Genomic DNA, 19,007 nt, shown 5'->3' with positions numbered 1-19,007 from the left:
ATGTGAACTTGGTGTTCGTGTGCAAAACGCGGTGGGTGCGGAATCGGGGAACCGGTGGCCCTAGGCGCGTACGGCGACGCGTTCGTACACTGCGCGCCCCGCGGCGAGGGTGAGTTCCACCCCCACAGCGTGCAAATCGTCGGAAGCAAGGGCGAAGGGATCGGAGTCCAGCAGGACCAGGTCGGCGCGGGCCCCGGGACGGATCCGGCCGCCCTCGTGGTCGCGGTTGATCCAGGCGCTGCCCTGCGTGTAGGCGCGCATGGCCTGCAGCAGCGTGATGGCCTGGTCCGCGACGAGGGGTTCGGTGTCCGGGTAGTCGGGGTGGGTGCGGTTGACTGCCACGTGGATGGCTTCCCACGGGTTGGGGGTGGAGACGGGCCAGTCCGATCCCATGACCAGGTGCGCCCCGGAATCGATGAGCGAACGGAACGGGTACTGCCACCCGAGTCGTTCGGCTCCGAGGATCGGGTTGGTCAGCTCGACCATTTGGTCGTCGTTGCACGCCCAAAGCGCCTGGGCGTTGATGCTCAGCCCCAGCGCGCCGAAGCGCGGCACGTCGTCGGGATGGATGATTTGCAGGTGCGCCAGGTGGTGGCGTCCGCCGGTGGCCCCGTTTGCCGTGCGGGCGGCCTGGATGGCATCCAGGGCCAGGCGGGTCGCGGCATCGCCGATGACGTGCAGGTGCAGGTCGAATCCCGCCGCATCAAGGGCCACGGCAACGGCGATGAGCACCTCGCGGTCCAGGTATTGCAGGCCGGTGTTCTCGGGGGAGTCCGGGGCGCAATGGCAGGTGCGCAGGTAGGGCTCGAGCATTGCGGCGGTCTGGTTTTCGGCGATCCCGTCGACCATGATCTTGGCCGTGGTGGTGCGGAACCCCGCGGCGGCGTTTGCGAACCGGCGGGCCAGGAAGTTTTCGACAAGAGCCGGGATGTCCTCCAGCGTTGTTTCGCGAGGCACCCACAGGGCGCCCGCTGCTTGTCCGGTGGCCAACCCTTCGGCGTAAAGGGAACGATAGGCGGGCGAGACATCCGAGTAGCCGGCGTAGGCGCCAAGGATCGCCTCCTGCCAGCCGGTGACGCCGAAGGAATGAAGGTAGGCCTGCCCGGCCAGCAGGCCGGCGCGGAGGGTTGCGGCATCGGGTTCCGGAATGAAGGCGGTGACAAGGTCCATGGCGCCCTCGTGCAGGGTGCCGGTGGGGTTGCCCGAGGCGTCGCGTTCGATGCGCCCGTCGGTGGGGTCCTGCGTGTGCGCGTTGATGCCGGCCAGCTGCAGCGCTGCGCTGTTGACCCAGGCGCCGTGGTGGTCGCGGTTGAGCAGGTAGGCGGGGCGATCCGGCACCAGTGAATCCAACAGCTCCGCGGTGGGGTTGCCGCCGGGGAAGTCGCTCATCGACCATCCGCCGCCGGTGATCCAGGCATCGCCGCATCCGGCGGCGTAGGTGCCGATGCGCTCGCTCACCTCGGCAATGCCCTCGGCACTGGTCAGGTCGCAGGCCAGGGACTCCAGCCCGCCCATGATGTTGTGCACGTGGGCGTCGGTGAAACCCGGCGTCAGGGCCCGCGTTCCGAGGTCAACGTCGTGATCGGGCTGCGGCAGGATTGCGCGAACCCTGGATTCCCTGCCGGCGGCGATGATCCGTCCATCGCGCACGGCAACGGCGCTTCCTGCATCCATGACCGTGGCTCCATCGAAGATGGTTCCGGAGTGGAATAGCCAGGTGTCGTTCACGTGCGCCCTCTCAAAGAAATTACCGCGAGGTAAAGTGTGTTTCAGTTCATAAAATCGCAGTAGCGACCTTAAGTCAACACCGTTGACAAGTTTTAGCGGCCGAGGAGCCAGAACCAACCATGGGGAACAACACCGACAACGGTTCAGAAATGAAGCCGCGCCGCCGCGCGCAGGGACTGAATCGGGAGAATATTCTCGACGCCTGCCTGCACCTGGCGGCGGACGCGGCCACCGATACGCTCTCTTTCCGCAAGATCGGCAAGGAGCTGGGGGCCGATCCCACCGCGCTGTACCGGCACTTTGCCGACAAGGACGAGCTCCTTCTGGCGCTCGCCGACAGGGTGCTGGCCATGGGCATGGAAGGTTATGAGCAGGGGCCGTACTGGGAAGTCTCGCTACAGGAACTCCTGCTTCGCGCCAGGGCCAGCTTTCTGCGTTACCCATCGGTGGCGACGCTGGCGGCACTGCGTGTGACCCGCCAGGAGGGAGAGATGAAATTCGTCGAGGCGATGCTCGCCGTCCTGAAGCTCGCGGGATTCGAACCCCGGGAGGCGGCACTGATCCATCGGGCCTGCGCGGACTTCATGCTGGCCTGGACCGGGTTCAGCGCGGGGCTGCTTCTGCTGGGTGAAAAATCCGGGGAGGACGACAGAGCCTGGGTGGCGAGCTATGCAAAGGTGCCCAGGGCGGATTACCCGTTGGCGGTGGCTTCCGTCGGGGTCATGGCCGAGGTGCAGGACGACGAGAATTACCGGTTTGCCATGGGCCTGATGATCGACGGGATCGCCGCTCGCCTCGGGAAGGTGCGCATCTCCTGATTCCCGTTCACCGGTCTTGGCGAAAACCAGCGGGTCGCATCCCGTGATGCGGACTTTTTCGACGTCCGCGATCCGCGGAAGACCGGTTGTCAGTTCGCGGTCTGGTGCGTGACGGGCGAAACAATGTTCACGGCTCCCGGACCCGTGGCTTCGTATCCAGGCGCGAGGCTGCCACCCCCCCGTTCGGGGGCACACGAAGAACGACCCCGTGCCGCAAGGCCCGGGGTCGTTCTTCTCTGCCAATTGTCGGTGAACCTACAGGTCTTGAGCGGGCCCGCCGACGGCCATGACGATCAGGGTTTCGCGGCGAACACCCGGCGCTTGATGCGTCCCAGGTCCCTGCGGAGGCTGCGAGCCACACTCGGCCTGTTGTTGGCCATCCACGCCGCGGCGCGCTGGCCTCCGGGGACCGGCCAGATGGAGCGAATCGAGCACTCGACCGTCTCGCCCTTCCCGGAGACCATAAGGCGCAGGCCCGTGGCATGCGAGGTGGCGATGCTGCCTGCCGAAGCCGTGATGAACAGGTCGTATTCTCCGGGAACGGCCCCCGCCAGGGGGATTCCTTCGTTGGACGGAGTGCCAAAGTAGGTGAACCCGTAGTTGCCCAACGGATCGCCAACGCTCTCGCCCGAGAACTTCCGCCGGCTCGTGGTGAGGGGATAGGAGGCCACCGGGGTGTGGGTTCCGGCCTTGGCCAAGACCAGGTAGTAGCTCATGGTCGCGCGTCGGGGAGTCCGGATGCCTGGCAGGACGTACTGTCCCTCCACATGCACCTTGCTACCGCCGGCCATGACCTTGCCCAGCTTGAAGTGGCTTCCGGCCCCACAGCCGGCCAAGATCGAGCCCTTGTGCAGCACCACCGAGTCACCGGTCGAACGTAGGCGCACGAGGTGCTTGCCCACTGCAGCGGAAACATCAAGGGGATCGGCCGAAACGTCGTCGACGGAGGCGGAGACACCGCTGTGTTCAAGCTCCAGCCGGAGGGTGTATCGTCCGGGGGCAAGCTCCGCGAGATCGATGCCGCCCCGCTCCACGGTGGCGAACTTGCCCTCGGAGTAGTCGCAGAACTGGTTCTCGAAGAACGTGCGGTTCAGCCTGTCGTCGGTCAAGCTTTCCAGCTCGTAGCTCCGGCTACGACGGCCCGAGGCAAGAACCAGTTTCCGGGAGAACTGCTCGGCCCCCTTGGTGCCCTGGCCCTTGACGAACAGCAAGCCTTCGGGATAGAACCGGCCATCCCGAAGCGCGAGCGACGTCAACCGGCTGACGGTCTCCCGGCGATCCCGGACGGCGTCGATCGACGGCGCCGGCACCGACGACGAGAAGACCTTGGTGCCGTTGCGCACGTTTCCGTAGCGGGGCACTGCGCCTTCGCCGAGCGCGGCGAGAGTGGCCAGCAGCAAGGGAATGTTGTAGGAACCGACGTCACGGTGCCGCACCACAAGCGGGGATTCCGTCACGACCAGGTTGAAGTTCTCGTAGCGTTCGTAGGCGGGGATGAACGGAATGATTTCCGTTTTGTATTGCGGATCGGCCGGCGAGGAAAACACATAGATGTTGCGTGCCCTGTTCGCGTCGTTAGCGAGCATCGAAGGCAGGAGTTCGTCCAGTTCCGCGACACCTTGGTCAGTGTCTTCGCCGATGAGCTGTTTGAGCACCTGCGGCCGCTGCCGGCGGTTGGCGGTGCCGATGTTCATGCGCGGAACCACGGCGATGACGTTGGGGTAGTCGTTGGCAATCGCGTGGAACAGGGCGCCGCTGGCTCCCTTGGAGAAACCGAGGAAGGTGCAGTGTTGCTTTTCCAGGCCACGTTCGAGCCGGATCTTCTCAATCAGGGCATTCACGGCCTCGGCGATCAGTTCGCCGCGCTTGTGGGTGCGGATGTAGTACGAGAAGTCGCCGTCGAACCGGTCACGGATCCAGAGGATGTCCGTGCGGATCCCGTCCACGACCGAGCCGTTGAGGTCATAGCGCTTGTCTTCGCCGAAGCCACCCGAGAAGACGACCAACAGGTGTCGCCGGTCCTGGAGGGAGCGACGGTACTTGTAGATGACGGAGAGTCCTTTGTGCACGAATTCGTGGTCATCGGGGTGCATTGCCATCCTCGGGGTTTAGCGTGAGCGAACCCATCAATCGTAACAGCGGCGCACTGGTGTCGGACGGAAGGGCGAAGAGTTCAGCACGCGGTCAAATGGCGTGTGGACTCCCGCGACCGAGGGAAACCCCAACTGAATGATAAGAACCATCGCTCTGGAATCACGGGTACCAGCTTCACAGCCAAGGCTGGCCTAGGCTGCCCCGGGACCACGAATCCAACCAATGTGTCCAAATCAGTCCACCCGTTCGGATAATGGATAGTCCGCATTCGGGGCTACTTGGGCATCGGGCACTCCCCGGCGAGGCAAGAAACAACGGCAGGCCGGACCTGGATGTATGGTGAATTGAATTCCTGGGAAATATCCTCGATGTGAAACGAGCCGAAATCGGGCAGAGGCAGAAGCGATGTCATACGAGAAGAAATCCGGTTCCCTGCACGTACTGGCGATCGCTGCGAGCCTGGCGGTGGCAGCTGGCATTGTGGCGACGGGCCTGGGAAACGCCCAAGCTACGCCATTGGGCAACAGTGCAGGTGCATGGGTTCAGCTGGCAGTTCAAGCAGCGCCTCCAGAAGTCAAGAAGCCCAGCCTGAACCTCAAGGCCACGTCGAGCACGAAGTTGCATGCCAGGGGTTCGGCCAAGGCCAAGGTGCTGCTGCGAATTTCGAAGGGCACGGCACTCAAGTCGATGCAGGACTCGAAGTCCGGCTGGTACAAGGTGACCTACAAGGGCAAGACCGGGTACATATCAAACAGGTACGTGAAGACCGTGGCGACGAAGTCCACGGACGCGGCGAAGCCACCCCTGAAGGCGCCGCCCAGATACGAACTCGGATTCGTCGTCAACAAAGACCACAAGCTGAGTCCGAGCTACAAACCGGCCCTGAAGACCATTCCCGGAACCTCGAAACAAATGACACCCCAGGCGGTGGCTGCCTTCGATAGGATGCGCAAGGCCGCCATGAAGGACAGGATCTCGCTGACGGCGGTGTCGGCTTACCGTTCCTACGCCCGCCAAAAAACGCTGTTTGCCTCGTATTCCCGCCAGCTGGGTGTCAAGGAGGCCGCCCGCGTCTCAGCTCGGCCGGGAACCTCCGAGCACCAGACAGGCCTGGCCATTGATGTGGGAACATCAAGCGGCCGGTGCGTGATCTCCAAGTGCTTTGCAAACACCCGCGAGGGCAAATGGGTGGCCAAGCATGCGCATGAGTACGGTTTCATCATGCGCTACCCCAAGGGCACCGAGAAGATCACGGGATACGACTACGAACCCTGGCACTTCCGCTACGTTGGACCCGTGATCGCCAAGGACATGCACAACAAGAAGGTCGTTACCTTGGAAAAGTACTACACCAGGTAACGCGCGGGAGAGCCGGCCGAGGAGGTGCGCCGCATGCCGATGCTGCACAGCATCACGAGCGCCAATTCGGCCGCGGCAATGGCGAGCATGGCTCCGGAAGCCGCCGTGGCTGCGGTCGCCGGCTCGTGGCCCCCATGCTGGTGGCCCCCGAATCCCAAGGCCATGAACGTGTGAACGATGGCCATGAACGCCGACATTGCCAACAGCCCCGGAAGCGCCTGCGGGCTGCCCCACGCCCGGTGCGCACATTTCAGGCATGCGGCCACCATTGCGGCCAGCAAAAGGGTCATCAACAATCCATGCGGGAACACAACGAGGATCCATACGTGGGCAAGGCCCAGTGCCATCGCCGTGACGGCAATGCCCCTGGCCAGGATCCGCCCGGAAGCCGCAGTCGCCGGCGCGGCCGATGCCGCGGAACCGGCGGACGGTTCACGTGCGGGTGCCGCGACTGCGACACCCGCATGAATCGTTGACATGGTGCAAGGGCCTAGCTGTGGCAGGACTTGCCGGAAGCCGGCGCCGGGACGTCGAGGACCGGCGAACGGTCGAAGAAGCCCTCGGGGCGCAGCTTGAAGCCGATGGTGTCCACGGGCATGATCGGCCAGTCCTCGGGACGCGGGAAGTGGGTCAGCCCGAAGGTGTGCCACACGACAAGGTCCTTGCCGTCGATGTCGCGGTCGGCCTTGACCCATTCGGGCAGGCCTGCGCCGCCGGCGTGCTGGTTCACGAAGTCGCCGGTCGGGTAGCGCTCGTCCTGGGCGGCCGCGGTCACCCACAGCGCCTTGGAGGCGAAGGTCGCGCGCCGGTAGATCGAGGAATCCTCATCCGCCAGCAGCGTCGGTTGCCCGGCCGGGTGCAGCTTGTAGGCGACGGCGTGTCCCAGGCGGTTGGTGGACTCGGGGTTGGACACCACCCAGGTGCGTCCCTTGGACGAGTCGGCGTCGCGGATCGCCTCGGATTCGCGTGTGAAGGCCGTGCGCTTGCGTGAGAAGGCGTTGCCGCGCAGGTTCTCGGGACCGGTGGCCACGCGAACGACGTCCTCTTCCTCGACGCGGCCCGGGCCGCCGTCGAGTGCGAAGTCCAGCCGGGCGCCGAAGAGGTGCTGGTGGTACGGGGCGCCGAGGCCCGGTGCCATTTCCGAGGCGTACGGGTAGTCGCCGCCCGGGTGGGCGCTGGTGAACACGATGCCGGTGGCCTTGGCCTCGAATTCGATGGTGCCGTCGAGGTAGAGGTACCAGTAGAAGCCGTAGTCGTAGTTTCCGACGGTGGTGAAGAACGAAATCACCAGGCGGCGGTTGCGGCGGGTGTAGTTGATGCCGCTCCACAAATCCGAGTGCTTGGCCAGGATCGACCAGTCTTCCTCGTGCATGCAGATACCGTTCTTGATGGTGCGGGCCTCGCCGCGGGCGTTGGAGACCACGGGGGACATGTAGTGGATTTCGCCCAGGCAGTCGCAACCCAGTTCCAGCGAGTTGGCGAATTGGCCCACCAGGTATTCGCCGGTGTCGAAGTAGTTCTGCCAGCTGCGCACGGGGGAGGGGTCGCCGTAGGGGACAACCATTTCGGCGATCGAGGCTCGGTTGAGGATGCGCCGCGGCTGGCCCTTGTCCTCGAAGGAAATGTTGTGCAGCACCAGGCCCTCGCGCACGTCGAAGCCGACATCCAGGCTCCATTTTTCCCACTCGACGTGGTTGCCGCCGGTGACGGTGAAGCTGGGGCCCTCGGGCTGGGTGATGGAGATCGGCTTCTGCGTGGTGCGCAGCGGTCCCGTGAGTTCAGGGTCGGTGTAGTTGCCGTGCTCGGCCGGGATGTCCACGACGCCCAGGTCGATGACCTGGTCCACGCTGCGGTTGCCCACATCCACGTAGCCGACCAGCCCGTCGACAGGGTGCGCCCATGCCGAATCCTCCGGGTGGTTCTGCACGAAGGCAAGTCCGCGCAGGATGCGCCGGCCGGATTCCTCCGGGTATTCGAAAACGCCAGCCGAGAGCGGGGCGACGCGCACGTTTTTCACGTCCAGGTCGCGCTTTGCCAGGGCCTCGAGCCAGCGAGGGTCTTCGGCGAGCAGCTGCTCGACGACCTCGAATTCCTCCTCCAAGACCGGCAGCTCGCCGCTGGTGGCGGTGTCCAGCTCGACGACGCTCTCCACAAACCGGTTGGTCACCGAAACCACGACATCCTTGGGGCGGGCTCCCGCCACGTCGAGCAGGAATACACGGAAGCGACGGTCCACTGCATCCTCGTTGCGGCGCGGGTCTTCCAGGCCAAGGTAGGCCACGCGGGCCGAGTCCGGGAAGTGGCCATTCTCGGAAAGGATGGCGCGCACTGCATCGATTTCTTCGCTGGTGGTCAGTGTGTAGGCGCCGGTGTCGGTCTGCTGGTCGGTGGCGTTGCTGAGGGTCATGAGCTTGCCTTTCGGAGAGGACTTGTTGGGGGTGGGCATCTCGAGCGGTCGTGATGTACGCCACTTTTATATTCTCTGCTTGTAGAGAATAGCCATGATTCGCATTCTTCACAAGAGGTTGATTTGTCCGGCCCGCGTGGCCGCGGGGTTGTGGTTGCGGCCAGTAGGATGGACGACATGCCGAAAATTGTTGACCACGATGCACGTCGCCTCGAATTGGTCGAGGTCACCTGGCGGGTTATTGCCCGGCGGGGATTCGACGGGGTAACCCTTCGCGACGTCGCTGCCGAGGCAGGCTTTGCCAACGGGGCGCTCAAGCCCTACTTCCCCACGAGGGCCAGCCTCATGCGCGCGACGTTCACCCACGTGTTCGGGCGCACGAATGCCAGGATCGACAATGCCACCCGCGGGCTCGATGGACTGGAGGCCCTGCGCAGCTTTGCCCTGGAGGTGCTTCCCCTGGATGCGGACCGACTGGACGAAGCCCGCGTGGTGATTCCGTTCTGGCAAATGGCCATTCATGAGCAGGAGTTTGCCGAGGTTAATGACGAGGCTATGGCCCAATGGCGTGGGCTGATTAGGCACTGGATTTCCGAGGGCGTGCGCAGCGGCATGCTGCGGCCGGAAATCCAGGTTGAGCACGCGAGTGAATCCCTACTGACGTTTCTCATGGGGGCGCAGGTGGTGGCCGTTTTGGATGCGAAATTCAACAGCCCGAGACTGCTCCAAGGGCAATTGGACGTGCACCTGCACATGCTGAAAGCAGGCTGACCCGCCGGGTGGATTTCTAAAACCTCCAGTCAGAGAAAAAACGTGACTTTGCGAGCTTTTCCGCGTACATTGACTTCAATGTGATGCCACTCACTGCCCCCCCGGCGTTCCGGTGGAGGGTTTTGACCGGATTGGGGAAAGGTTCTTCGCTCGTGTACCAGGTGCAACAAGTTGATTCCTTTAGTGCATGGAGGGAGCTCGTTTCGGGCGCCTTTGTTCCGCTGCTCTCCGAGCCGGTTCGTGCGGGTACCTTTTCGGGCAGCATTGCCGGAAACCGGTTGGGGAACGTCGGCGTCATGGAAGTGGCCGCAACGGCGCACGTGGTGCGCAGGACCGATGAATTGGTGGCTGCTGGGGACGCTCCGCATTTCAAGCTTAACCTGCAATTGAGCGGACATGGCATGCTGCTCCAGGGTGGGCGTGAGACGGTTCTGCGCCCCGGCGAGCTTGCCATCTATGACACCCAACAGCCCTACACGCTCTTGTTTGAAGAAGATTTCCGGACGCTGGTGCTGATGTTTCCGCACCACCTTCTGGGGCTTCCTGCCGGTGATGTCTCGGAACTCACCGCCGTTGGTATCGGATCGCGGAACCAGATTGGCTGCGCGGTGGCTCCGTTCCTGACCCAGATCGCACAGATGTTGCCACAGATGGGCGGGCCCATCGGCCAACGCCTGGCGGCCAATGCGGTCGACATTCTCGGAACCGTGCTGGCCAGCGAGCTCCATGAGCGAAATGAACTTGTTGACGGAAACCAGATGCGTCAAATCCGCCAAATCCAGGCGTACATCGAGGAACACCTTTCGGACTCGAGGCTGAGCCCGGGTGCGGTTGCCGATGCGCATTTCATGTCATTGCGGAGTTTGCACAAGCTCTTCGCCGATACCGGGCACACGGTTGCCGAGTGGATCCGCACCCGGCGCCTCGAGCATTGCCGGCGGGATCTTGAGGATCCGCTGCAGATCCAGGTTCCGGTGGGCGCCATTGGCGCGCGATGGGGCCTGCCCGATGGTGCCCACTTCAGCAGGGTTTTTCGCGCGTCCTACGGCTGCTCGCCGACGGCGTTTCGCTTGAGTATCTGAAAGATTATCGAATCGATCAGTATCTCGAGCAGCTGCCACGAGCGTTCTTCGTCGGGGTCCGCCAGGTGTTGCAGGCTGATGCCGTCGATGTTCGCAATGAATGAGCGCGCAATTATGTCCAAATCGCGCGGGTTTGCGATCCCGGAGACGTTGGCGCCGGCCTCGAAAATCGAGACCGTCGAATTCACCCATCCCTGGTACATCGACCGGTTGATTTCAATTGCCCGTTCCATTTCGCCCTCGGACTTGATCCGATTCCGGCGAAGCAAAAGCTCAAAAGTGGTTACTTGTTCGTGAGGCGTATTTAGCATTCGGCGCCAAATTCTTTTGGCATGCTCCCGAACGGATTCCTCGAGCGTCAAGCCGCTCTGCATTGGTTCCAGCTCGCGGGCGTAGTCCCGGCTCAGGAAATTGTAAACCTCGTCAAGAAGCTCATCCTTGCTGCGGAAACAGTAGTGCAACGCAGCCAGCGGGGCGTCGGCTTCCGCCGCAATTCGCCTTGTCGTGGCAGCAGCAATTCCCTCTCGTGCAATTACCCGAGCAGCAGCCTCAACAAACTGGTGACTGCGATCTTTTATGGAAACGTGTGCCATTTTCGAGATGCCTTCCTGTGCAACTTGTATTCCATCCTACGGACCCTCGCTGAAGGTCGCGGAAAGAAACTTTTCGATACTTCTGGTCAAACGACTAAGTCATACGACATACTCTACTTGGCTAGTTAGCTGGATCACACCGCGATGCCATAATTTGACGAAGGGGAGAACAAGCAATGACGGAAACAAACCAAGCCGCAGACGTTGTCATCGTGAACGGACAAGTTCACGGAGCCGACGCATCCGCGGGGGACGCCACTGCCGTTGCCGTAACCGGCCCTCGAATTTCCGCAGTCGGTGGCGGCGAAATCCTGGATCTCATCGGACCGCGAACCCGGGTCATCCACGCGCAAGGCGGGGCCGTGCTTCCGGGAATCAACGACGGCCACCTGCATTTCGTCGAGTCGGCGGTCTCCGAGCACGGGACGTTGTCGGTCGGAAGCCATGTGGCAGGCAGCTGGGCGGAAGTCGTCCGCATCCTCGAGGATGCCGTTCCGGCGAGCGACGGCTGGATTCGTGCCCATGGCTGGGACGAAGCGGTGCTTGGCCACGGCGGCCCAGAGCACGTGTTCGGACTCCGTCCCGATTCCCCGCTGGTCGCCTACGACCAAACCGGGCACCAGCTGCTCATGAATGAAACGGCGGCGCGCTTGGCCGGGCTCGACTCATGGGCCGGCGGCTACCCCGACGGCGTCGTGGGAAGCTTCGCCGACGGCCGGGCAAACGGACTCCTGGTTGACGCGGCCGTGGAACTTGCCGGCAAGGTCGTCCCGCAGCTGGGGGATGCCGAACTCAAGGAATGCATCATCAAGCACCAGCGTCGGTTGCATTCCCTGGGAATCACCTCGCTGACCGAACCCGGCCTGGGGCCCGGCGGCGAGGGCCTGTTTGGCGGATCAAGCGCCACCCGGAGCCTGTCGCTGCTGGCCGATCTCGCGGCCGACGGGGAGCTGACCCTCCGGATCAACGTGCTGCTGCTCTTCTCGTCCACCGGCGGAGCGAACGAAAACGACGTGCGACTGGGACTGGCCGGGGACCTGCCCGGCAGCCTGCGGCGGCGCGGCATCAGCGAAGACCTGCTGCGAATCGCCGGGGTCAAGATCTTTGCCGACGGCATCCCGCGCTCCGGAACCGCCTGGATGAGCGAACCCTACGAGACGCCCTGCGGCCACAACCACGGCAGCATGGTCATCGCCGGCGATTCCGATGCCGAGCGCGAACTCGAACTTCGCAAGCTCATCACCCGCATCCACGACGGAGGATTCCAGGCCGGAATCCACGCCACGGGCGACGCGACGACGGACGCGGCGATCGAGGCAATCGCCGAAGCCCAGGGGAAAAACCCTAGGGACGCGCGGCACTACATCATCCACGGTGCCTTCAACGGCCCGGAATCCATCGGCAGGTTCCAACGCCACGGCGTGGGCCTGAGCACGAACCCGGCCATTCGCTCGGAGGCCGGGGCCCTGATGAAGAAGATCCTGGGCGCGGGAAGGTTCGACGGGCAGCAGCCGCTGTCCTCGCTGCTCGAGGCGGGAGTGCCGACGAACATTGCCTCGGACGCTCCGGTGACCTCGCCGGACTGGAGGGAATCGGTCATCGCGGCCGTCACCAGGGACACCACCGCGGGACCGGGCGCCCCCGGCGACCCCGAACGGGTCGGCTTCCGGCAGGCGCTGGAGATGATGACCATCCACCCGGCTTGGCAGGACCACGCGGAGGACCGCAAGGGGCGCCTTGCCCCCGGCTACCTTGCGGACCTCTGCATTCTCGAAAAACCCATCGTCGATGACGTCCACGCACTGCGGGGCAACCCGTCGACCCACACGATTTCCAACGGCAATCTCGTTTATTCGGCGTAGCGGGCGAACCGTTCTCCCGCAACGTCTGCCCCACCAAAAACCACGCGCCGCTTCCGTTGCGGCGCCAAGACTCCAGGAGCAAAAGTGAAACTTTCCCTACGTTCAATGGCCCTGCTGGCCGTGGGCTCGCTGACCCTCTCAATGGCTGCCTGCAGCACCGGAAACGATCCGGCCGCCGCCCCGACGCCCGGCGGCAGCACCACCCTGAAGGTCGGCACCATCGGGCTGACCTCCGATGCGGCCATCGAACTGGCCAAGTCCAAGGGCTACTTCAAGGAGGAGGGCCTCACCGTCGAGACCTCCGTGGTGGCCAACCCGCCGGCCGGCGTGGCAGCCGCCCAGAGCGGCCAGCTGGATTTGACCTACACCCCCTCGATCCCGATGTTCAACGCGCTGTCCCAGGGGGTGCCGCTGAAGATCGTCGCGGCGGCCGACGGATACAGCGACGAGGCCATGGGCAAGAGCGACCTGACGCTGGTCGACGACACCGCGCTGATCGTCGGCAAGGATTCGCCGATCGCCTCGGTCGGCGAGCTGGAAGGCAAGACCATCTCGGTGCCGGCGCGCAAGGCCCAGCTTGAGGTCACCATCTCGCGGGCGGTCCAGCAGGCCGGCGGGGACCCGACCAAGATCAACTGGATCGTCCTGGACTTCTCCTCCGCCGTGCAGTCCCTGAAGCAGGGCCGCATCGACGCCGCTGGCCTGGTGGCCCCGTTCACCTCCAAGGCCGTTGCCGACGGCGGCAAGGTCGTTTCCTCGCCCGGCGTCGAGTTCTTCGAGAAGGGTGCCGTCGGCCTCTATGTTGCCGGGGAGTCGACGGCAACCAAGAAGGCCGAGCAGCTGCGGGCCTTCGCCCGCGCCATCAACAAGGCCAACGCCTACGCGAACGAGAACCACGACGAGGCCCTGGAGGTCGCCGCCAAGCTGACCGACACCCCGCTGGAGGTCCTGAAGAACTCGGCACTGACCTTCTGGCCGACCGAGGTGCGCCTTGCGGACATCCAGCGCGTCGACACCCGTCTGGCGGAGCTCGGGTTCCTGCCGAAAGAGGTGAAGATCGATGACAGCCTCATCCTTGGCGACAAATAGCCGCACGCCGAACGGGCTGCTGGTCCTTCCCGCGCGCGATTCCCGCCGGGCTCAGGCCCTGTGGGGCGTCCTCGGCGCCGCGATCGTGCTGGCCGCGTGGCAGGTTGTCGCCGCGGCGCAGCTCTTCGGCAACGCGGTCCCCTCGGTGTTCGGGACCGCCGGCAAGCTGGCCGCGCTGCTGGGAAGCCAGGAGTTCTGGTCCGAGCTGTCCGTCACCGTCGCCATCGCCCTGGCCGGACTGGTCTTCAGCGCCGTGCTGGGGATCCTGCTCGGCATCCTGATCGGCACCTCTGCCGTCATCCAGGCCCTGGCCCTGGCGGTCTTCGAGTTCCTGAAGCCGATCCCGCCGATCGTCATCCTGCCGCTGGCCGTCATGGTGCTGGGCCCCACCTGGCCCATGGCCTTCGTGCTGGTCGCGTTCGGCTGCTCGCTGGCCATCGTCATGCAGACGGCATCGGGCGTCCAGGACACCGATCCCGTCGCGCTGGCCACGGCCCGCTCCTTCGGCATGAAGCCGATGGAGATCAAGGCGCGGATCGTCCTGCCCAGCGCCAGCCCGTTCATCGGCACCGCCATGCGGGTGGCCGCGCCCACTGCGCTGGTCATCACCGTGGTGGCCGGGCTGCTGGGCGGGGCCCCGGGCCTCGGGCGTTCGATCTACCAAGCGCAGGCAGCCGGCAACTTCTCCACGCTCTACGCGCTGGTCATCGTGCTTGGTTTGCTGGGACTCGTCTTCCACTGGACCAGCTCGTGGGCCGAGGCCAAGGCGCTGTACTGGCACCCTTCCCACCGGGAGGCATCGCTGTGAACAACAGGGTCTCGAAAAACAAGTTGATGCTCATCATCCTGGGCATCGCGAGCCCCGTGGCGGTGTTGGCCGCCTGGTGGACGCTCTCGGAAAACTCGACCAACGCCTTCTTCCCGCCGCTGGGCGTGATCACGGAACGCTTCGCGGACCTGTGGCTCTTCGATCATTTCCAGTCCGACGTGCTGCTGAGCATGGGCAACCTGTTCACCGGGTTCCTGGTCGGGATCGCGGCGGGCGTGGTGATCGGCTTTGTGCTGGCGATGATCCCGACCATCCGCTGGATGTTCGAGCCGACCATCCACTTCTTCCGCGGCATCCCGCCGGTGGCGATGATCCCGATTGTCATCACGCTGATCGGGTTCGGCCCGGAGATGCGCGTGGCCAACATCGCCTTGGCGGCGTTCTTCCCCACGCTCATTGCCACGATGGACGGGATCCGCGGCATCGACTCCTCGCTGAAGGACGTCTGCTCCGTCTACCGGCTCACCCCGGCCGAACGGATGGTGCGCGTGTACCTGCCCGCGGCCGGCCCGCAGATCTTCTCCGGGATGCAGGTGAGCCTGCAGGTCAGCTTCGTTGTCATGATCGCCTCCGAGATGCTCGGGTCCTCCCAGGGCATCGGGGCGATGACGCTGCTGGCGCAGCAGTCCTTCATGTCCGCCGACATGTGGGCGGGCATCCTGCTGCTCGGTGTCATCGGCTTCCTGGTGAACGTCGTGTTCGAGCTCATCAAGGGCCGGGTGCTGCGTTGGTACATCGGGTCCCGCCGGGTGGAGCGTGCCGCATGAGCACCCAGGTCTCCGAAAACTCGGCTTCCGAAAACAGCATGCCCCGCCCCACGTCCCGCCGTTCGATTCGCTTAGGTTCGGAGGAACCCATGGAAACCTCAACAGCAGTACCGCGCCTCACGGTCCAGTCCCTGGCCAAGAGCTACGGCTCCGGCCCGGCCGCCGCGCACATCATCGGGGACCTCACGTTCTCCACCGAGGCCGGGGAGATCATGTGCATCGTCGGCCCGTCCGGGGTCGGCAAGACCACCCTGCTCAAATGCCTGGCCGGCCTGCACCCGAGCACCGGCGGAACCATCAGCATCGACGGCCGGACGATTTCCGGGCCGCCGCCGGAGATGGCCCTGGTCTTCCAGGACTACTCGCGCTCGCTCATGCCGTGGCTGAACGTGCGCAAGAACCTGGTGCTGCCGCTGCGCCACCTGCGGCTGGACCCCGCCGAGCTCAAGGAACGCTGCGACACCGCGCTGGCGGCCGTCGGGCTGAGCGGTGCCGAGCACAAGTACCCGTGGCAGCTCTCCGGCGGCATGCAGCAGCGCGTGGCGATCGCCCGGGCCCTGGCCTACCGCCCGGAGATCCTGATCATGGACGAGCCGTTCGCCTCCGTCGATGCGCAGACCCGCTTCGAGCTCGAGGACCTGTGCCTGAAGATCCGCGACGACTTCGGCATGACGATCCTGCTGGTCACCCACGACATCGACGAGGCCGTGTACCTCTCGGACCGGATCGTGGCCATCGGCTCCAAGCCGGCCCGGGTGCTCGACGTCATCGACGTGGACCTGCCGGGCCCGCGCGAACAGATCGGCACCCGCGCCCTGCCGCAGTTCGCCGAACTGCGCACCCGCACGCTCTCGCTAATCCGCCAGGCGCAGTCGTGACAGGGGGCCCGGAAATGACAGCAAGCCAGCCGAACATCGTCTTCATCATCGCGGACCAGCTGCGCGCCGACCACCTGGGGTTCAACGGCAACGCCGAGGTCCGCACACCGAACCTCGACGGGCTGGCCCGGGACGCCGCGGTCTTTGACCGCGCCTTCGTCGCCAACCCGACCTGCATGCCGAACCGCGCCAGCCTGCTGACCGGGCGCTGGCCCTCGGTGCACGGCACCCGGTGCAACGGGATCTCGCTTGACCCGGACAGCTCCACCTTTGTGCGCTCGCTGGCGCAGGCCGGATACCGGACCGCGGCCGTGGGCAAGCTCCACCACCAGAACATGGGGTGGGACTTCGAACCCGAGCAGGCCGAACAGATCCGGGACACCGATCCGGGGCTCATCGACGGCCGCACGGCCCGGGCCGTCAGCCGCGGGCGGGATGCCGGATGGGACCAATGGGAAAACCGGGAGCGCCACGACCGCGGCTTTGTGCCCATGCCCCAGGACTACTACGGCTACCAGGAGGTCGACCTGGTGATCGGCCACGGCGACGCCCCGGGCGGCCACTGGGTACATTGGGCGCGCGAGCGCGGCGTCGACCCGCGCGTCATCGGCGGGCCGGAGGCCAGCGCCAAGCCGCCGACGGGCTGGGACCAGGTCTACACCACCTCGATTCCCGTCGACGTCCACCCGAGCACCTACGTGGGCGAGCGGGCGGCCGAACGGATCAAGGAAGCCGCCGCGTCCGAGGACCCGTTCTTCCTCTTTGTCTCCTTCCCGGACCCGCACCACCCCTTTGCACCGCCGGAGGAATACTCGGGTCTGTACGACCCGGCCGAGATGGAGATCCCGAGCGGGTTCGAGCAGGACCACAGCGATTCGCCCGAACACATCCGCAGGATGATCCGGGACCGGGGAACCCCGAACAGCGATGCGACGATGGCCTTCGCCGTCTCCGAGGACCAATACCGCCGCGCGGTCGCCGCCCAGTACGGGTTGATCGAACTCATGGACGCGCAGATCGGCCGGATCCTGTCGGCGGTGGAGGACTCGGGCAGGGGCCAGGACACCATCGTTGTGTTCACCTCCGACCACGGGGACATGTTCGGGGACCACGGGCTGATGCTCAAGCACTTTGTCCACTACGAATCCGTGACCCGGGTGCCGTTGGTCATCCGCATCCCCGGGGTGGAGAGCAACGCGCCGCGGCGCAGCAAAGCCCTGGTCTCGACGGCCGACCTGGCACCGACCATGCTTGACCTGGCCGGGGTGCGCCGGTTCCACGGGATCCAGGGCCGCAGCCTGCAGCCGTTGATCGACGGCTCGGCCGATGCAATTCGGGATGCCGTGCTGATCGAGGAGGACCAGCCGTTCTCCATAGACGGGCTTCCCGCGCCGGTGCGGATGCGCAGCGTGGTGACCGCCGAGGGGCGGTTGACCAAGTACTTCGGGGCCCCCGGCATCGAGGTGTACGACCACCGCAGTGACGCCCAGGAGCTGCGCAACGTCGCAGGGCACCCGCACGTGGCCGAACTGCAGCGTGTCCTGGAAAGCGCGCTGCTGGAGGAAATGGCGCGGGTGTGCGACCTTGCGCCCACGCCGACCGCCGCCGCCTAACCGCCGACCCAACCGCAACAACCAGAGGAGGACCACGTGTCGTGCTGCCAGCCCGGGCCGAACCACGCGGAATCCACGGCCCAATCCGCGGGCCAGCCAGCGGGTCGAGTTGTGCTCCAGTTCGGGGGAGGCACAGCCGGTCCGGGGAACGCCCCGGCCGGCATGCCGCGGCACGGGATCGAACAGGTCCGCGTTCCTGCCGGCAGCTACCTGATGGGCGACCACTTCGGGGAGGGCTACCCGGCCGACGGGGAAACCCCCGTGCACCGGGTGGCGGTTGCCGAATTCGGGATGGATGCCGTTGCCGTCACCAACCGGCAGTTCGCGAGGTTCGCCGAGCTGACCGGCCACCTGACGGAGGCCGAGCGCTTTGGTTCCTCGGCCGTGTTTCACTTGCAGCTGGGGGATCAGGCCACGTGGCCGGCGGGGAGCCGCCGGTTGGCAGGCCTGCAGTGGTGGGTCAACGTTCCCGGTGCCAACTGGCGCGAGCCACTGGGTGCCGGGTCCGCGGCCGAGGAAGAGCACCCGGCGGTCCACATCAGTTGGAACGACGCACTGGCCTATTGCGAGTGGGCCGGCAGGGCGCTGCCCACCGAGGCCCAGTGGGAATATGCGGCCCGCGGCGGCCTGGAAGGAGCGCGCTATCCGTGGGGCGACGAGCTCACCCCCGGAAACCGGCACCGGTGCAACATCTTCCAGGGCAGCTTCCCGCAGCTGGACACCGGGGATGACGGTTTCCGCGCAACGGCGCCGGCACGTTCCTTCGAACCCAACGGGTACGGGTTGTGGCAGATGTCGGGAAACGTCTGGGAATGGTGCGTCGACTGGTTCCTTCCCCGCTACTACAAGCGAAGCCCGGAGCTGGATCCGCAGGGTCCTCCCTTCGGCGAGGGCCGGGTCATGCGCGGGGGATCGTTCCTGTGCCACGAATCGTATTGCAACCGCTACCGGGTGTCGGCTCGAAGCCGGAATTCCCCCGATTCCTCAAGCAGCCATTGCGGGTTCAGGACCGTGTCCCGCCCGCCCGAACGGGAGGACGCCGAATAACTCTGCACGATTCGCCAAGTACCGCTCACGCAAAGCCAAGCCTCTAGTGCCCTCCGAAGCGCACGCTGTA

Annotated in this window: 16 protein-coding genes; 11 read left to right on the top strand and 5 right to left on the bottom strand. The window is 65.1% G+C overall.

The features are described 5' to 3' along the window. Positions 1–60: 60 nt before the first annotated feature. Complete coding sequence (locus JOF47_RS13855) at positions 61–1,728, bottom strand: amidohydrolase (protein ID WP_209999483.1); 1,668 nt, start codon at positions 1,726–1,728, stop codon at positions 61–63. Between the two features lie 119 nt (positions 1,729–1,847). Between JOF47_RS13855 and JOF47_RS13850 the strand changes: the two genes are divergently transcribed. Further along, complete coding sequence (locus JOF47_RS13850; protein WP_209999482.1) at positions 1,848–2,546, top strand: TetR/AcrR family transcriptional regulator; 699 nt, start codon at positions 1,848–1,850, stop codon at positions 2,544–2,546. A 293-nt stretch (positions 2,547–2,839) separates the two neighbouring features. On the opposite strand, the gene JOF47_RS13845 is transcribed toward JOF47_RS13850, so the two are convergent. Further along, positions 2,840–4,645 (bottom strand): hypothetical protein, encoded by a 1,806-nt coding sequence (locus JOF47_RS13845; RefSeq protein WP_209999481.1) that lies wholly within the window; start codon positions 4,643–4,645, stop codon positions 2,840–2,842. A 400-nt stretch (positions 4,646–5,045) separates the two neighbouring features. Here JOF47_RS13845 and JOF47_RS13840 point away from each other — a divergent pair, with 400 nt between their 5' ends. After that, complete coding sequence (locus JOF47_RS13840) at positions 5,046–5,999, top strand: D-alanyl-D-alanine carboxypeptidase family protein (protein WP_209999479.1); 954 nt, start codon at positions 5,046–5,048, stop codon at positions 5,997–5,999. Here the strand turns inward: JOF47_RS13840 and JOF47_RS13835 are convergent. Both JOF47_RS13835 and JOF47_RS13830 read right to left on the bottom strand, forming a co-directional pair. Then, positions 5,987–6,478, bottom strand: a complete 492-nt coding sequence (locus JOF47_RS13835) for a hypothetical protein (RefSeq protein WP_209999477.1) — start codon at positions 6,476–6,478, stop codon at positions 5,987–5,989. The two genes, JOF47_RS13840 and JOF47_RS13835, sit on opposite strands and share 13 nt — an antisense overlap. 11 nt (positions 6,479–6,489) lie before the next feature. Continuing rightward, positions 6,490–8,406: a primary-amine oxidase gene (locus tag JOF47_RS13830; protein ID WP_209999476.1), complete on the bottom strand. Its 1,917-nt coding sequence runs from the start codon at positions 8,404–8,406 to the stop codon at positions 6,490–6,492. 177 nt (positions 8,407–8,583) lie between these two features. Here JOF47_RS13830 and JOF47_RS13825 point away from each other — a divergent pair, with 177 nt between their 5' ends. Together JOF47_RS13825 and JOF47_RS13820 are read left to right on the top strand one after the other, a co-directional pair. After that, positions 8,584–9,177 carry a TetR/AcrR family transcriptional regulator gene (locus tag JOF47_RS13825; RefSeq protein ID WP_209999474.1) on the top strand — a complete coding sequence of 198 codons (594 nt, stop codon included), beginning with the start codon at positions 8,584–8,586 and terminating at the stop codon, positions 9,175–9,177. 152 nt (positions 9,178–9,329) lie between these two features. Next, a complete protein-coding gene (locus JOF47_RS13820; RefSeq protein ID WP_342592786.1) occupies positions 9,330–10,259 on the top strand; it encodes an AraC-like ligand-binding domain-containing protein in 930 nt (309 codons plus the stop codon). On the opposite strand, the gene JOF47_RS13815 is transcribed toward JOF47_RS13820, so the two are convergent. Next, positions 10,220–10,852, bottom strand: coding sequence for a TetR family transcriptional regulator (locus JOF47_RS13815; RefSeq protein ID WP_209999470.1), 633 nt, complete (start codon positions 10,850–10,852; stop codon positions 10,220–10,222). The genes JOF47_RS13820 and JOF47_RS13815 overlap by 40 nt on opposite strands. Before the next feature lie 176 nt (positions 10,853–11,028). Here JOF47_RS13815 and JOF47_RS13810 point away from each other — a divergent pair, with 176 nt between their 5' ends. From JOF47_RS13810 to JOF47_RS13780, 7 genes are all read left to right on the top strand, one after another. Beyond that, the gene (locus JOF47_RS13810) at positions 11,029–12,714 is read left to right on the top strand and encodes an amidohydrolase (RefSeq protein ID WP_209999468.1); all 1,686 of its coding nucleotides are present in this window, start codon (positions 11,029–11,031) and stop codon (positions 12,712–12,714) included. Between the two features lie 84 nt (positions 12,715–12,798). Continuing rightward, complete coding sequence (locus JOF47_RS13805; RefSeq protein WP_342592785.1) at positions 12,799–13,803, top strand: ABC transporter substrate-binding protein; 1,005 nt, start codon at positions 12,799–12,801, stop codon at positions 13,801–13,803. Further along, entirely contained in the window at positions 13,775–14,611 is an 837-nt protein-coding gene (locus JOF47_RS13800) for an ABC transporter permease (RefSeq protein WP_209999466.1), read from the top strand. The genes JOF47_RS13805 and JOF47_RS13800 overlap by 29 nt, the downstream gene beginning before the upstream one ends. Continuing rightward, positions 14,608–15,399, top strand: coding sequence for an ABC transporter permease (locus tag JOF47_RS13795; protein ID WP_342592784.1), 792 nt, complete (start codon positions 14,608–14,610; stop codon positions 15,397–15,399). The genes JOF47_RS13800 and JOF47_RS13795 overlap by 4 nt, the downstream gene beginning before the upstream one ends. A gap of 89 nt (positions 15,400–15,488) precedes the next feature. Further along, the gene (locus JOF47_RS13790) at positions 15,489–16,277 is read left to right on the top strand and encodes an ABC transporter ATP-binding protein (protein WP_245356370.1); all 789 of its coding nucleotides are present in this window, start codon (positions 15,489–15,491) and stop codon (positions 16,275–16,277) included. A 14-nt stretch (positions 16,278–16,291) separates the two neighbouring features. Beyond that, positions 16,292–17,890 (top strand): sulfatase-like hydrolase/transferase, encoded by a 1,599-nt coding sequence (locus tag JOF47_RS13785; protein WP_209999465.1) that lies wholly within the window; start codon positions 16,292–16,294, stop codon positions 17,888–17,890. A gap of 162 nt (positions 17,891–18,052) precedes the next feature. Then, complete coding sequence (locus JOF47_RS13780; RefSeq protein WP_210001683.1) at positions 18,053–18,937, top strand: formylglycine-generating enzyme family protein; 885 nt, start codon at positions 18,053–18,055, stop codon at positions 18,935–18,937. Positions 18,938–19,007 lie beyond the last annotated feature (70 nt).

It is taken from the genome of Paeniglutamicibacter kerguelensis (assembly GCF_017876535.1).
Lineage (GTDB): Bacteria > Actinomycetota > Actinomycetes > Actinomycetales > Micrococcaceae > Paeniglutamicibacter > Paeniglutamicibacter kerguelensis.
This window is presented reverse-complemented; position numbering and strand designations above follow the sequence as displayed.

What these genes read in the sequence shown, in the direction of transcription:
- JOF47_RS13850 (WP_209999482.1), top strand. Translation starts at nt 1,848, where the DNA reads ATGGGGAACAACACCGACAACGGTTCAGAAATGAAGCCGCGCCGCCGC.
- JOF47_RS13845 (WP_209999481.1), bottom strand. Translation starts at nt 4,645, where the DNA reads ATGGCAATGCACCCCGATGACCACGAATTCGTGCACAAAGGACTCTCC.
- JOF47_RS13840 (WP_209999479.1), top strand. Translation starts at nt 5,046, where the DNA reads ATGTCATACGAGAAGAAATCCGGTTCCCTGCACGTACTGGCGATCGCT.
- JOF47_RS13835 (WP_209999477.1), bottom strand. Translation starts at nt 6,478, where the DNA reads ATGTCAACGATTCATGCGGGTGTCGCAGTCGCGGCACCCGCACGTGAA.
- JOF47_RS13830 (WP_209999476.1), bottom strand. Translation starts at nt 8,406, where the DNA reads ATGACCCTCAGCAACGCCACCGACCAGCAGACCGACACCGGCGCCTAC.
- JOF47_RS13825 (WP_209999474.1), top strand. Translation starts at nt 8,584, where the DNA reads ATGCCGAAAATTGTTGACCACGATGCACGTCGCCTCGAATTGGTCGAG.
- JOF47_RS13815 (WP_209999470.1), bottom strand. Translation starts at nt 10,852, where the DNA reads ATGGCACACGTTTCCATAAAAGATCGCAGTCACCAGTTTGTTGAGGCT.
- JOF47_RS13810 (WP_209999468.1), top strand. Translation starts at nt 11,029, where the DNA reads ATGACGGAAACAAACCAAGCCGCAGACGTTGTCATCGTGAACGGACAA.
- JOF47_RS13800 (WP_209999466.1), top strand. Translation starts at nt 13,775, where the DNA reads ATGACAGCCTCATCCTTGGCGACAAATAGCCGCACGCCGAACGGGCTG.
- JOF47_RS13790 (WP_245356370.1), top strand. Translation starts at nt 15,489, where the DNA reads ATGGAAACCTCAACAGCAGTACCGCGCCTCACGGTCCAGTCCCTGGCC.
- JOF47_RS13785 (WP_209999465.1), top strand. Translation starts at nt 16,292, where the DNA reads ATGACAGCAAGCCAGCCGAACATCGTCTTCATCATCGCGGACCAGCTG.
- JOF47_RS13780 (WP_210001683.1), top strand. Translation starts at nt 18,053, where the DNA reads ATGCCGCGGCACGGGATCGAACAGGTCCGCGTTCCTGCCGGCAGCTAC.